The sequence below is a fragment of the Rhodocista pekingensis genome, from assembly GCF_042665545.1.
Lineage (GTDB): Bacteria > Pseudomonadota > Alphaproteobacteria > Azospirillales > Azospirillaceae > Rhodocista > Rhodocista pekingensis.
The window spans coordinates 1-751 of record NZ_JBHTCM010000031.1 but is presented as its reverse complement, the minus strand read 5'-3'; the positions used below and the strand labels follow the sequence as shown (position 1 = coordinate 751).

The following is a 751-nucleotide window of genomic DNA, read 5'->3' as shown; positions in this document are numbered from 1 at the left end:
CGAAGCTTTCCTCAATCGAGCCATCACGGAAGAGGTAAATCTGCTTGTCGGGATCATTGATGACCAAATTCTCGCTGAAGGTCAGCGTGATGTTGCTGTCCAGCAGGACATTGCTGGCATTGTCGGCCGGGGTGGAACTGACCAGGGTCGGCGCCTGGGCATCGACCAGGACGCTGATGGTGCTGCTGACATTGTTCAGGGTCAGGGACAGATCGTTGCCGGCGGCATCCTGGATGCTGCCGCCATTCAGATCCAGCGCGCCGATGCTGATGCCGTCGGCATCAGCATCACCCGTCCGAACATCATATTTGAAGCGTACGGTACTGGTGAAACCGTTAGCATCCGCGTTACTGAATTCAGCATCATAGGTCGCATAGACGGTTTGCGACCCAAGGGTGATGGCCAACCGGGGCGTGCCGGTGACCTTCACCGCTTCAGTGACATTGACCGTGAAGCCGAGATAGTCGCCGACCTTATAAGTATAGTCCGACGGCACATAGACGGAGCTGACCGTCGCCGCCGTGGTGTCCAGCAACAGATCCAGCGGGTCGGACGCGGTGGAGACATTGCCGGCCGCGTCGGTCTGGCGGACGGTGACGCTCCTGGCCCCATCGCCGGTCAGGGTGAAGCTGGTGCCGCTGAAGGCGGTCCAGCTCTTGCCCGCGTCGAGCGAGTATTCCCGGGTCGAGCCCGCCTCCAGTCCCGTGACCGTCACCGTGCCGTTGCTGGTGACGAGATCGCTGCCGCTGCT

At 60.9% G+C, this 751-nt stretch carries 1 protein-coding gene; it reads right to left on the bottom strand.

Annotation, left to right across the window (positions count from 1 at the left end; genetic code table 11):
• Positions 1 to 751 (bottom strand): Ig-like domain-containing domain (locus ACFQPS_RS20070; protein ID WP_377361131.1); only part of this gene is annotated, 751 nt, incomplete at both ends.